At 71.0% G+C, this 12,836-nt stretch carries 9 protein-coding genes and 2 pseudogenes; 4 read left to right on the top strand and 7 right to left on the bottom strand.

The window, feature by feature from the left end:
* Positions 1–195 precede the first annotated feature (195 nt).
* The 4 genes and pseudogenes from M2271_RS38300 to M2271_RS38285 all read right to left on the bottom strand — a co-directional run.
* Positions 196–468: pseudogene (locus M2271_RS38300) on the bottom strand (hypothetical protein); the annotation flags it as partial.
* A 131-nt stretch (positions 469–599) separates the two neighbouring features.
* The gene (locus M2271_RS38295) at positions 600–1,679 is read right to left on the bottom strand and encodes an ABC transporter permease subunit (RefSeq protein ID WP_280892070.1); all 1,080 of its coding nucleotides are present in this window, start codon (positions 1,677–1,679) and stop codon (positions 600–602) included.
* Complete coding sequence (locus M2271_RS38290) at positions 1,676–2,614, bottom strand: ABC transporter ATP-binding protein (RefSeq protein WP_280892109.1); 939 nt, start codon at positions 2,612–2,614, stop codon at positions 1,676–1,678. Before M2271_RS38290 ends, M2271_RS38295 begins: the two co-directional genes overlap by 4 nt.
* 4 nt (positions 2,615–2,618) lie before the next feature.
* A complete protein-coding gene (locus tag M2271_RS38285; protein WP_280892069.1) occupies positions 2,619–3,101 on the bottom strand; it encodes a GntR family transcriptional regulator in 483 nt (160 codons plus the stop codon).
* Positions 3,102–3,630: 529 nt separating this feature from the next.
* On the opposite strand from M2271_RS38285, the gene M2271_RS38280 reads away from it, so the two are divergent.
* The 4 genes and pseudogenes from M2271_RS38280 to M2271_RS38265 form a co-directional block, all read left to right on the top strand.
* Positions 3,631–4,281, top strand: coding sequence for a PadR family transcriptional regulator (locus M2271_RS38280; RefSeq protein WP_280892068.1), 651 nt, complete (start codon positions 3,631–3,633; stop codon positions 4,279–4,281).
* Positions 4,282–4,718: 437 nt separating this feature from the next.
* Complete coding sequence (locus tag M2271_RS38275) at positions 4,719–7,547, top strand: DEAD/DEAH box helicase (RefSeq protein WP_280892108.1); 2,829 nt, start codon at positions 4,719–4,721, stop codon at positions 7,545–7,547.
* Entirely contained in the window at positions 7,544–8,863 is a 1,320-nt protein-coding gene (locus M2271_RS38270) for a hypothetical protein (RefSeq protein ID WP_280892067.1), read from the top strand. The genes M2271_RS38275 and M2271_RS38270 overlap by 4 nt, the downstream gene beginning before the upstream one ends.
* Positions 8,800–9,858, top strand: a pseudogene (locus tag M2271_RS38265) (AMP-binding protein); the annotation flags it as partial. The gene M2271_RS38270 and the pseudogene M2271_RS38265, both read left to right, overlap by 64 nt.
* Positions 9,859–9,993: 135 nt before the next feature.
* Here the strand turns inward: M2271_RS38265 and M2271_RS38260 are convergent.
* The 3 genes from M2271_RS38260 to M2271_RS38250 form a co-directional block, all read right to left on the bottom strand.
* Positions 9,994–11,079, bottom strand: coding sequence for an alkene reductase (locus M2271_RS38260; RefSeq protein ID WP_280892066.1), 1,086 nt, complete (start codon positions 11,077–11,079; stop codon positions 9,994–9,996).
* Positions 11,080–11,141: 62 nt separating this feature from the next.
* The gene (locus tag M2271_RS38255; protein WP_280892065.1) at positions 11,142–11,744 is read right to left on the bottom strand and encodes an NAD(P)-binding domain-containing protein; all 603 of its coding nucleotides are present in this window, start codon (positions 11,742–11,744) and stop codon (positions 11,142–11,144) included.
* A 20-nt stretch (positions 11,745–11,764) separates the two neighbouring features.
* On the bottom strand, positions 11,765–12,811 hold the full coding sequence (locus tag M2271_RS38250) for a zinc-binding dehydrogenase (RefSeq protein ID WP_280892064.1): 1,047 nt from the start codon (positions 12,809–12,811) through the stop codon (positions 11,765–11,767).
* Positions 12,812–12,836: the final 25 nt, after the last annotated feature.

Raw genomic sequence — 12,836 nt, 5'->3', positions numbered from 1 at the left:
TAAGAAGGTCAACACCACACCCAGCCGCGCTCGATCGGGGGCCGGGGATGGGGGCTCAGGGGAACTCGCGGGATGTCGCACACTCCCCTCCGACCCCTCCCACTTTCCGACGGTCAGAGGGTCCCGTTCACGGCAAGAGCGCCCGAGCCGGCCGAAGCCGACCCGGGCGTCCAACCAACACACGTGTACAGACGCCTACTTGACGGTCCGGTAGGCCCGGTGGATCGTCTGCTTCAGGGTGTTGCCGGCCCTGTCCGCGAGCGTCACGCGCAGAGAGACCGTGCCCGCCTTCGCCGGGTGGCGCAGGTCGAGGCGCTTGCCGTCGACCGCCTTCGCCGGGTGCCAGGTCCGGCCGTCGTCGTACGAGACGGAGAAGGCCGACTTGCGGGCGGTGCGCGCGGTGGCCGCGCCCTCGACCGTGAACGGGACAGAGAAACGCGTACCCGCCTTGGCCGTGCTCTCCGTGGACGACAGATCGCCGGTACGGTTCCAGACCGGCCGGCTCCGGATTTCCGGGCAGCAAAGCAGCCCGTCCGACGGGACAAGGAATCAAAGGGTGGGAAGAGGCGCCCCTCCGAAAGGCGCGCGGGGGACGGGACTCAGACGAGCCGCTTACGACCCCAGAAGAAGAGGAACGCCACGACACCGGCGGTCAGGGCGAGCAGAATCGACGCCCCGAACCACTGCATGGCGTTCATCTGCGACATCGGGAGGTACTGCACCGACCAGCCCACGACATCGGCCTTGTCCAAGCACACCTGCCGAGCCGCGTCGGTGTGCGACCCCGAACAGGTGCTCCAGCCCACCAGATCCCCGCTGCCGGTGACATACGACTGGTCGATTTCGTAGGCGCCGTGGGGGAGCGACGGGGACACGTTATCGCCCGTGACACCCTTGTTCGTCGTGACCGTGACGACGTTGCCGAGCGACAGCAGGAAGTAGCCCCAGACGAGCTGGAGGACGACGGTGAAACCGAAGGTGACCACCATGGCCGTCAGCGTGCGCCGCAGCACCACACCGATCGCCACCCCGCCGAAGACGGAGAAGAGGGTGAGGGCGACAGGCACCGGGCCCGTCGTGTTGAACGCGGCGCCCGAGGTCCAGTCCATGAGCGTGACCTCGGACTTGACGGGGTTCCACCACCAGCCGAACACCGCCGACAACACGCCCGTGCTCACCACGACCACCAGTCCGGCCAGCGCCAGCTTCATGGCGAGCCAGCGGGTCCGGCTCATGGACTGGGCGGCGACCAGCTTGGCGGTGCCGTTCTCCAGGTCGCCCGCGATGAGCGGGGCGCCGAGGAAGACACCGAGCAGGATGGGTATCGCCTGGAGACCCATGGAGACGAAGGAGAACGCGTCGTCGTACTGCTGGAACTTGCCGCCCGCCTCGTCGAGGCTCTTGCCGGGATAGCCGTAGCCGTCGAGGAAGTCGACCAGCTGGCCGCGCTGGTAGACGATCCAGGCCACGGAGAGCGCGGTGGCGGCGAGGATCGTCCAGAACGCGGCCCGGTGCTGGCGCCAGACCAGCCAGGTCATACCGCTGAGTCGGGGGCGCCGGTTGGCCTCCGTGGTGGTCGCGTTCAAGGTCCCGTCGGTGGTCCCGTTCATGGTCCCGTTCTTGCCGTCGCTCGTGGAGCCGGTCGAGGTGCTGGTCGAGCTGCGGGTGAAGGTGCTCATGCCGCCACCGCCCCGGTGCCGAACCCCTGGCCGTGGACCTGGGCGGTGGGGGTGATCAGCGGTGGTGCGTCGGGTGAGCGGAGATAGGCGAGCAGGAGTTCCTCCATGTTCGGGGCGTTCATGTCCCAGGGGCCGGTGACCGGGCCCTCGGGGCGGATGAGCGCGGTGAACTGCCGTCCGCTGGTCCGGGACTCGACGAGGGTGTGGTGCCCGAAGGCGGGGGCGGGAGGCATGCCGTCACCCTCCTTGGCGCCCGTGACCAGGGTGTGCACGGACATCAGCTCGTCCACGTCACCGGCGAGGCGCACTCCGCCGCCGGAGACGACGACGAGGTAGTCGCACACGTTCTCCAGTTCGGCGAGGACGTGGGTGGACATCAGCACGGTGGTTCCGCGCTCGGCGGCCTCGGCGAGGAGGGTGCCCATGATCTCGTGGCGCACGACCGGGTCGAGGTCCGACATCGGCTCGTCGAGCAGCAGCAGGTCGGGGCGCTTTCCGAAGGCGAGGGCGATGGCGACGCGGGTGCGCTGGCCTCCGGAGAGGGTGCTGATCTTCGCGTCGAAGGGCACGTTGCCCGCGCGGATGATGTCCTCGGCGGCGCGCTGGTCCCAGCCGGGGTTCAGCTCCCGGCCCAGACGCAGGGTCTCCGCCACGGTGAAGCGGCGGAACAGGGGCTTCTCCTGGGCGAGGAACGCTGTGCGCCGACCGGACTCCACCGAGCCCGGAGCCTCACCGAACAGGCTGATCGATCCGTTCGTCGGCTGCAGGACATGGGCCGCGATGCTCAGCAGCGTGGTCTTGCCCGCCCCGTTGGGTCCCACCAGGCCGCAGATCCGTCCCGCCGGGAGCCGGAAGGAGCAGTCCCGCAACGCCCAGCCCCGCCGGTAGCGCATCCCCAGCCCGTACGCCTCGATCGCCGGTTCCCCCGCGTACATACCTTCACTCACCTGTGCTCCTAGTTGTCGTGGCCCCCATGGACCCCGTTGTCGCGGACCCCGTTGCCGCGGACCCCGTTGCCGCCACGTTCCCGGCGGCGTACTGCTTCTCCATCGCCGACGCGACCAGCGCGGCCACGTCCTCCTGCTCCAGACCGGCCCCGGCCGCCTTCGACATCCACGCCACCAGCTCCGCGTACAGCGGCGAGTCGGTGCCCGTCTCGGGGCGGCCCAGCGTGCGGCGTACGAAGGTGCCCTGGCCCGGTCGCGGTTCGACCAGACCCTCGCGCTCCAGCTCGCGATACGCCTTGAGGGTGGTGTTCGGGTTGACCGTGCTGGTCGCGGCGACCTCCTTGGCGGTGGGCAGCCGGTCACCCGGCACGAGTACGCCCAGCCGGAGGGCCTGCTTGGTCTGCTGCACGATCTGCTGGAAGGCAGGGACCCCGCTCCGCCTGTCGATGCGGTACTCCACGATCACCACCATCATTCCACTACTTGATTAGTGGAATGATGGTGAAGGGGTGCGAGGGTGGTTGTCAATGCCGACCAGGGACGAGGAGAAGCGGGTGGGAGGTACGCTGACCGTCTTTTTTTGGGACATCAGCGGACAGGGAACAAGGCATGTCCAGCAAGAGACGCCTGATGGTGGCCGATCCCGCCCGGCAGCGCCGACCGGTGACCGCATAGCCCAGATCACTGCGCTCTGCGGGTGCACGCATGGCGAGGAGCCGGCGTCGTACCCGCTCGGTGGTCATCGGTTCCGCAGCGACATCAGCCATGCCAGGTCGGCCGCGGCCTGACGGCGGACCGTCTGCTCACCGGTGAACAGATCCTGGGTCTTCGTCAGCACCAGCGTGCACGGCCGCCCCTGTCGCCTGGTCCGGTGGTGCACCGGCGCCGGCAGGGCAGGCAGTTGCTGTGGGCAGAACAGCCACGTCGCGGCCGAAAAGCCAGGACCTGACGTCCACCGGTCCTCCGCCGCAGTCGTGCGCCGCCGACGTCATAACCTGGAGCGCATGTCAGCGATCCGTCTCCTCGTGCTGGGCGCTGTGCGCCAGCACGGGCGGGCCCACGGCTACCAGGTGCGCAACGACCTGGAGTACTGGGGCGCCCACGAGTGGTCCAACGCCAAACCGGGCTCGATCTACCACGCCCTGAAGCAGATGGAGAAACAGGGCCTGCTGCACGCGCACGAAACCGCCCCGTCCACGGTCGGCGGCCCGCCGCGGACCGAGTACGAGGTGACGGGGAAGGGCACGGAGGAGTACTTCCTGCTGCTACGCGATTCGTTGACCGCGTACGACCAGAAGTCGGACGTGCTCGCCGCGGCGCTCGGCTTCATCGTCGACCTGGAGCGCGAGGAGGCGCTGCGACTGCTGCACGATCGGGTACGGGCCATCCAGGAGTGGCGCAAGGCGGTCACCGAGTACTACACGCCCCAGGACGGCCCAGGTCAGCTCGGACACATCGGCGAGATCATGAACCTGTGGGTCCACTCGGCCGACGCCGACGCCCAGTGGACTCGCGACCTCATCCGGCGCATCGAGGGCGGAGCTTACACCTTCGCGGGCGAGGGCGAACCGTTCATGGGGGTGCACGCCGTGCTCGCGGAGGGGGAGACGAACCCGTACGCGACGGGGAAGCGGCATCCCGGGGACGAACGGTGAGGGATTCCTGGGACTCTTCCGGTCTCATGGCGGCCCCGCGGTGGCCCCGCGGTGGCCCGCATTCTAATCAAGTTTGACTAAATCGCCAGAGGGGCGTTTACTTCACCCAGCGAAGAGTGGTCAAGTTTGACTACATGATGTCAACCGGGCCCTGTCGGCCCGGGAGGCGGCGTGACCGCCGCCGAGACGCTCACACCGCTCGGCGCGTCCTCCCATCGAGAAGAGGCACGATGACCACTCCAAGCCGTCGGCGCTTCGTCGCCGGCACGCTCACGATCGGCGCCGGCGGGGAGACACCGGGATTTCCGGTCACCGTCGCAGACAGCGCTCGAGCGGCCGTGGACCGCGGGTGGGCCGCGATACCGGGATCGGAAAAGCAGGATCAGAAACGCAGAACAAGAAAAACGGGATCGGGAAAGCGGAAAGCGGGACCAATGATGTGGATTGCGCGTGAGCACGCTGGACGGCTGGCGCGGTGTGCGGTCGCCTTCGAGCCGGGCGACCCGGCCCGTACGGGTCGTATGGCCTTCTGGGACCCGGAGGGCGTGGGCCCGCCCGGCGTACCCTGCGGCGTCGCGGGGGAGGCCGAGCTCGCCACCGCCGAGGGGCTGCGTAAAGTCCCCGTCTTACGCCTCTCCGTGAGCGACGCCCTGCCGGTCCTGGCCCTGGCCCGCCGCGAGTACGGCCGCGAGGGCGCCGACGACGCCGTCCACCCGGCCGCGGCCTTCTGGGGTGCCGCCACCGCGCTCGCGCTCCATCTCGCCGCCCGCGAACGGCTGTTGCCGGGTGTCTCCGCCGACGGCTACGACGCCTGGCGGGCCGGCCCCCTCGATCCCGAGGACGTGCTGCGGCTGCGCGCACTGGCCGCCGCCGCGCCACCCGAGGCACTCGCCGTGCCCGTCCCGGGCAGCACGCTGCTGCCGCGGCCGGACGGGATACTGCGCTCCTTCCTCGACGCCGTCGCCGACACCCTGCCGCGCACCGCGGCCGCCGAAGCCGCCAGCGGCCGTGCCGCGTTCGCCGCCGCCGAGCCCCAGCACGTACCGCAGCTGCGGGCCTGGGCGGAGGAGATCGCGGTCGGCGTCGACTCGGGCGTACGGGTCTCGCTGACCGTGCGGCTGGTCCATGGCGCCAACGGCGTGCCCTTCGGACAGGTCGTGCCCCTGGTCTCCGATCTCGCCGACCCGACAGTGGAACTGACCTCCTCGGACCTCTTCGACGGCGCCCCGCACGCACTAGGACCGCTCGCCCAGGCCGAGACGGTCCGCGCCGTGCGCCGCGCCGCGACCATATGGGAGCCGCTCGCGCGGCTACTCCCCGTGCCACGTGAACTCGACCTCGACGACGAGGAGTTCGCCCTGCTGCTGAGCGGCGCGGCGGCGCGGCTGCGGGCGCACGGCGTCGACGTACGGTGGCCCGACGAGGCGAACCACCGGATGACCGCACGGGCCACGGTCGGCGCGGATCGCGTCCCGCCCTCCGACCTGCGTTCCTTCCTCGGCGGCGAGGGCACCGTCGCGCTGCGCTGGCAGCTCTGCCTCGACGGCGATCCGCTCACCGAGGAGGAGACCGCGGCCGTCGCCGAGGCGGGGCGACCGGTGGTACGGATACGCGGCCACTGGACGTTCGTCGGCCCCGAACTCACCCGCAAGGCCCGGGAACGCGATCTGCGGCCCCTCACCGCCGTCGAGACGCTCGCCATCGCCCTCACCGGGTACGCGGAGATCGGCGGCGAGCAGGTACCGGTCGCCGACGGCGCCTGGCTGCTCGCCCTGCGTGCCCTGCTCTGCGACCCCGCCGGTGACGCCTCCGTCGGGCAGCCGGCTGCGCTCGCCGCGACCCTGCGCGACTACCAACTGCACGGCCTGGACTGGCTGGCCCGAATGACCTCGCTCGGTCTGGGCGGATGCCTCGCCGACGACATGGGCCTGGGCAAGACGATCCAGCTCATCGCGCTCCATCTCTTCCGCCAGGAGCACGAGGGCAGCCGCGCCCCGACCCTCGTGGTGTGCCCTGCGTCGCTGCTCGGCAACTGGGAGCGGGAGGTCAGCAGGTTCGCCCCCGGCACGGCCGTACGCCGTTTCCACGGCGCCGGCCGCAGCCTCGACGGAGCGGACACCGGCTTCGTCCTCACCACCTACGGCACGATGCGCCTGGACACCGAGCGGCTCGGTGATCACCGCTGGGGCATGGTCGTCGCGGACGAGGCCCAACACGTCAAGAACGCCTCCTCCTCCACGGCAAGGGCGCTGCGGCTGATCCCGGCGGACGCGAGGATCGCGCTCACCGGCACCCCCGTGGAGAACAGCCTCTCCGAACTGTGGGCCATCCTCGACTGGACCACCCCCGGCCTGCTCGGTACCCATGGCCACTTCCGTCGCCGTTGGATCGCCCCGGTCGAGGCCGAGCGGTCCGCCTCCGGCCCCGCGGATCCCGGCACCGGCACCACCGCCGGGCGCCTCGCCGGTCTCGTCCGGCCGTTCCTGCTGCGCCGCCGCAAGTCCGACCCGGGGGTGGCGCCCGAACTACCGCCCAAGACCGAGACGGACCGTCCGGTGGCGCTCACCGCTGAACAGACCACCCTCTACGAGCAGCAGGTGCGCGCCGTCATGGACGAGATCAGGTCGACCGGGGGAATCGCCCGCAGCGGTCTTGTCCTCAAGTTGCTCACCGGCCTGAAGCAGATCTGCAACCACCCCGCCCAGTTCCTCAAGGAGGACGAGCCGAAGCTGGCCGGCCGCTCCGGCAAGCTGGCCCTGCTGGACGAGCTGCTGGACACGATCCTGGCGGAGGACGGCGCGGCGCTGGTCTTCACCCAGTACGTTGCGATGGCCCGGCTGCTGGAACGGCATCTGCGGGACCGGGGCATTCCCGCCCAGCTGCTGCACGGCGGGACGCCCGTGGCCAAGCGGGAGGAGATGGTCCGCCGCTTCCAGGACGGCGAGGTTCCCGTCTTCCTGCTGTCGCTTAAGGCTGCGGGGACCGGCCTCAACCTGACCCGGGCCGACCATGTCGTGCACTACGACCGCTGGTGGAATCCGGCCGTCGAGGCCCAGGCCACGGACAGGGCGTATCGCATCGGCCAGACCCGGCCGGTGCAGGTGCACAGGATGATCGCGGAGGGCACGGTCGAGGACCGGATCGCGACGCTGATGGAGGCCAAGCGGGAGCTCGCCGACGCGGTCGTCGGCAGTGGTGAGCAGGCTCTGAGCCGGCTCGGGAACGACGAGTTGGCGAACCTGGTCGAGCTGAGGAGCGCGGGATGAGCGAGGAATACGACGACCGGGCCCGGGGCTTCACCGCCTTCCCGCCCCGCAAGGGCGGTCGGACCCGCGGCCAGTCCTGGTGGGGCGGGGCGTGGGGGGAGTCGATGGAGGACGGCTGGCCCGAGGAGGATGTGCTGAAGAAGGGACGGGCCCTGGCCCGCTCCGGCCGCCTCGGCCCCCTCTCGGTCAGCCCGGGGCGGGTCGCCACGCAGGTGTACGGCGGTGCGGACGAGCCGTACACCGTGAGCCTTGAACTCCCCGAACTGGACGACGACCAGTGGGACGCGCTCTGGGAGCGGACCGCGGACCGGCCGGCGGAGGCGGAGGCGCTACTCGCCGGGGAGCTCCCGCCCGATCTGCTGGAGGCGGCCGAGGACGCCCGGCTGGGGCTGTTGCCCGGCTATGGGGAGCTCGGAGCGGACTGCGACTGCGATGAGCCGGACCATCCGTGCGCGCACACGGTCGCGCTCGGCTACCAGTTCTCCTGGCTGCTCGACGAGGAGCCGCAGCTCCTGCTGCTGGTACGGGGACGGGAGTGGTCGGAGGCGCTGGAGGAGCTGAAGTCCGTCCTCCTCGTACGGGCCATGACCGAGGCCGACGATCCTGCGGACCCTGAAAGCACCGCGGACATCGAGGACACCGAGGACGACGCGGTCGAGCACGGCGAGGGGCGCCCTGGCGCGCGGGCCACCGGGGCGGTCGAGGGGATCCCCGTCGCCGAGGCGTACGCCCGCCCCGTCGTTCCCCTCCCCGGGCTCCCGCCCCTGCCCGAACCGCCGGAGGGGAGCACCGAGCCGGTGACCGGCATCGAGGCGGATCCGCTGGAGCGGCTCGTCGCCGACGCGGCCGTACGCGCGCGTGAACTGCTCTCGTACACCCTGGGGTTGATCGGCGAGCCGCCCCGGCCGCTCGACGTGTGGCAGGACACCGTACGGATCGCCGCCACCCACCCCGACCCTCAGGTACCCCGGCGGCTTCGGGACTCCTGCGGCAGGCCGGACGAGCTGGACCGGGCGGCCGAGGCCTGGCGGTTCGGCGGCGGCGCCGGACTGAAGGTGCTCGAAGAGGCGTGGGAGCCCCCGCGGTCCGAAGTCGCCCGGGCCCGGACGGCGCTTTCGACGGGCTGGGAGGACGACGAGTCGCCCGACCTTGTCGTCCGTGACAATCGCTGGACGCTGTCCGGCCGTGGGCTGCAGCTGAGATACGGGCGCGACGGCCGCTGGTACCCGTACCAGGAGCGGTCCGGCACCTGGTGGCCCGCCGGTCCGCCGACGCACGACCCGGCCCTTGCGCTCGCCGCGCTCCTCGGCGACTGAGAAAGCTCCCCGCCCCACCGACGGCGGCCGGCCCGCCCCACCTTCACCGGGGGCGCGGGCGGGCCGCCGTTTTCGCACGTCCGGCATCCGGCGCCCGCCGAGCCAGGCTCCAACGATCCTCCAGGTACCGAAACCACCATGAGGATCACCGAGTTCGTCGAACATGCGCCGAACGGGGACCGGAGGGAGACAACGTGGACGGCACCATCGCCGCAGGGCCGCGTTCGTTCGTCGACGACATCGTGGACCACGCCCGGCGGAACCCGGAGGCGACCGCCCTGGTCTGGCGGGGGCACACGGTCGGCTACGGGGCGCTGCTCGGGCGCGCGCAACGGGAGCGGGACCGGCTCATCCGGATCCCGGCGGACGGGCCGGTAGCCCTCCCCGCGGTCAAGTCGCCCCGGACTCTCGCCCTGATCCTGGCCTGTCTCCTGGTACGGCGCCCGCTGCTGCTGCCCTCGCCGACCCTGGGCGAGGACATCCTGGACCGCCTGTACGAGCAGGCCGGGGTACGTCTCGTACTCAGCCCGGGAAGACCCGCCACGTCCCGGCCGGACCGACGCCCCGACCGCGCCGACCGCGCCGACCGCGCCGACCTCGACGGAACCGCCCTCCTGCTCACCACCTCCGGCTCCACCGGCCTGCCCAAGACCGTGCCGCTGGCCCTCCCCGCGCTGGACCGTTTCACGACCTGGGCCGGCCCGACCTTCGGAATCGGCCCCGGCACGACCGTGCTCAACTACGCGCCTCTGAACTTCGACGTGTGCCTGCTGGACGTGTGGACGACGCTCGCCCGCGGCGGCCGGGTCGTCCTGGTCGACGCGGATCATGTCACCGACGGCGGCCGTCTCCTCGACCTGGTCGAACGGGAGCGGCCCGAGGTGGTCCAGTCGGTGCCGGTGTTCTACCAGCTGCTGGCCGACGCCGCCCGCGGCAAGGGCCGTACCCTCCCGTCCGTCCGGCACGCGATCTTCACCGGGGACACCATGCCCGCCCCGGTCCTGGCCGCAGTCCCGGGGCTCCATTGGAGCGGGTTGAGGACGGCTACACCATCACCGATCCCGGCACCGGCAGGGTCTGTTCCGTTGCGATCATTGCTCGGATGTTGCTGCTCACGGAGATCTTCTTGCTCAGTTGGCGGTGAAGGCGGGGTAGTCGGTGTAGCCCTCGGTGTGACCGGCGTAGTGGGTGTCCGGGTCGCCGTCGGCCAGCGGGTGGCCCTGCGCGAAGCGCTCGACCAGGTCGGGGTTGGCGATGAAGGGGGCGCCGAAGGAGACCGCGTCGACGATGCCGTGGTCGAGGATCTCGTTGCCGAGGGCCTGGGTGAAGCCGAGGTTGGCGACGATGTTGCCCTGGTAGTGGGCGCGGTAGCGGGAGAAGAGGGCGATGCGCTCCTCGATGCTGCCGGGGGTGCCCAGGAGGTGCAGGTAGGCCAGGCTGCTGTCGTTGAGCTTCTTGAGCAGCTGGTCGTAGTCGGCGAGTGTCTCCTCGTCCGCGGTGAACGCGGTTCCGCTGGTCCAGCCCGGGGACAGTTTCACGCCGATGCGGTCGCTGCCCCACACGTCGGTGACGGCGTCGAGGATGTCGAGGAGGAACTTGGCCCGCTTCTCGCTGCTGCCTCCGTAGGCGTCGGTGCGTTGGTTGAGACGGGGGTTGAGGAACTGCGGGATCAGGTGGGACACCTGGGCGTGGAGTTCCACGCCGTCGAAACCGGCTCGGCGGGCGTTCTCGGCCGCATGGCGGTAGTCGGCGATGGTGCCGGCGATCTCAGCGGCGGTGTAGGCGCGCGGAGTGAGGGTGTCCTTCGGGCCGGAGGGGGTGAAGGACTTCTCGCCGGGGTTGATGGCCGAGGGTCCGGCGGGCAGGCGGCCGCCGAGGTGGTCGGGGTGGGAGGCCGCGCCGACATGGCCGAGCTGGGAGACGATCCGCCCGCCCGCCTCGTGGACGGCTTCGGTGACCTTCGCCCAGCCGGCGGTCTGCGTGTCGGTGTAGATGCCGGGGACGTGGATGAAGCCGATCGCGTCGGGGCTGACCCAGGTTCCCTCGGTGACGATCAGCCCGGCGCCGGCGCGCTGCGCGTAGTAGGTCGCGTGCAGGTCGGTCGGGACCAGCTCGGCGTTTTGAGCGCGGGCGCGGGTCATGGGGGCCATGACGACGCTGTTGCGGAGCTCCAGCGCGCCGAGGCGGACGGGCTGCAGCAGGGACTGGGTGGTCATGAGTAACTTCCTTGTGCCGAGGGGCGGATGAGGAGGAGGGCGAGGAACGGGCGAGGGCCGGCTCAGTCCTGTTTGAGGGCGTGGAGGCCGGAGAGTGGGCCGCCGAGTTGCATGAGGCGTCCGCCCTCGCGCAAGGAGCCGAGATCGACGGGGGCGAACCCGAAGGCGGCGGTGAGGTCCTTGACGGTCGTCTTGGCGTCAGCGTCGTCACCGGCGAGGAACAGCACCTGGCGTCCAGCGTGGTGGCGCGGGTCGGCGGCGATGTACTGGCCGTAGAGGGTGTTGAACGCCTTGACGACGCGGGCTCCGGGCAGCAGTGAGGCGACGTGTTCGCTGCCGGTCAGCTCGCCCAGGTCAGCGATCTTCGTATGCGGGGGCGGCGAGGCGAACTGGTTGGTGGCGTCGATGACGATGCGTCCGTCGAAGTGCGGCAGGCCGGCTGTCGCGTCCGGGATCTGGGGCCAGCCGACCGCGAGGAGTACGAGTTCCGCCGCGGCGGCTTCCTCCGGGGTGCCGGCGTGGGCGAGCGGTCCGAGTTCGTCGGCGAGCCCGGCCAGGGAGGCAGGGCCGCGGCTGTTGCTCAGTACGACCTGGTGGCCGTGGGCCACGGCATGACGGGCGATGGCCTGGGCTACGGTCCCGGAGCCCAGGGTTCCGATCTTCATGGCAGTGCCCTCCGAGGGGTTCAGGATGCGGGGCTGGTGAGCAGGACGGTTCCGCTCTTGCCGGGGCGGCGGACATGGTCGATGGCCTTCGCGAAGTCGGCGAGGTCGTAGCCGGCTGCGACCTCGAAGAGTTCCGGGGCGGTCGCGGCCAGACGGGCGGCGAAGGCGACGTCCTCGGCCCGTCCCTCTGGCGTGCGGGTCATCCAGTGGCCGATGGACACGCCCCGCACGGTCAGGGCCCGCGGTGGCAGCGCGAGCGACTCCAGCGGCGTGCTGCCGGGACCGAGCTGTCCGTAGGTGATCAGCGTGCCGCCGTCGTCGAGCAGCCCGGCCAGCTCACCGGTCAGGGATCCGCCCACCGCGTCCAGTACGACCTGGGCACCCCGGCCGCCGGTCGCGTCCCGGACCTGAGCGCGCCAGTCCGCGTCGGCCGTCGAGATGGCCGGCAGTCCGGGGAAGCGCTGCCGCAAGGCCTGTGCCCCTGCGGCACTGCGTACCAGGTTGACCAGCGGGATGTCGTGCTTGAGCGCTGCGGCGCTGACCATTTTCCCCACCGACGAACCGGCGGCCGTCTGCACCACCGGACCTGCCTGGCCGTGCTGGGCGTCCTCGACCGCCCGCAACAGAGTGAGCAGGGTGACCGGGTTGACCAGCATCAGGGCCGCGGTCTCGTCGCTGACGCCCTCGGGCACCGGCACCACCAGATCGGCCGGTGCCGTGAGAAGTACGCTCCACGCGCCCGGCACCGGGAAGAAGGCGACCCGCTGACCGGGCCGCAGATCCTGCACCCCCTCGCCGACTATCTCGACGACGCCCATTCCCTCCAGGCCGGGAATGCGTGGCGTGGCGAACCGCCCTTGCGGCGCACCCGGAAAGCCCTGCACTCCCGCCAGGTCGCCGGGGTGGATGGGCCGGGACAGCACCCGCACCTGCACCTGCCCGGCTGCGGGCGCAGTGGGGGGCGGCTGCTCGACCAGGCGTAGTACCTGCCTTGCTTCTCCGTGCTGGTCGTAGGTGATGGCGCGCATGACGCTCCCGTTCCACGGGTCTTTGATGATGGGTGTCATTGGAACTCCTGTTATGATGAGAGGC

This window comes from Streptomyces sp. LBL, assembly GCF_029893585.1.
GTDB lineage: Bacteria > Actinomycetota > Actinomycetes > Streptomycetales > Streptomycetaceae > Streptomyces.
The sequence above is the reverse complement of the archived record's forward strand: the minus strand, read 5'-3'. Positions and strand labels throughout refer to the sequence as shown.